Annotated in this window: 1 protein-coding gene; it reads left to right on the forward strand. The window is 64.2% G+C overall.

Translation table 11 applies throughout. The annotated features are described in order from the left end of the window. Positions 1-40: 40 nt before the first annotated feature. On the forward strand, positions 41-274 hold a 234-nt coding region (locus RVY79_RS19560; RefSeq protein ID WP_411161759.1), incomplete at its 3' end, for a thiamine pyrophosphate-dependent enzyme.

Here is a 274-nt window from a genome sequence, read left to right on the forward strand (position 1 = left end):
GCCCGACGAGCCGCAGCGCTACCCGGCTTCCAAGGAGCAGCTGCTCGAATTCTACAAGCAGATGCTCCTGATCCGCCGCTTCGAGGAGAAGGCGGGCCAGCTCTACGGCCTCGGCTTCATCGGCGGCTTCTGCCACCTCTATATCGGGCAGGAAGCGGTTGCGGTCGGTCTGCAGTCGGCGCTCGACGGCGAGAAGGATTCGGTGATCACGGGCTATCGCGATCACGGCCACATGCTCGCCTACGGCATCGACCCCAAGGTGATCATGGCCGAG

Origin of the sequence: Chromohalobacter sp. HP20-39 (assembly GCF_033052815.1) — a bacterium.
In the GTDB taxonomy this organism is placed as follows: Bacteria; Pseudomonadota; Gammaproteobacteria; order Pseudomonadales; family Halomonadaceae; genus Chromohalobacter.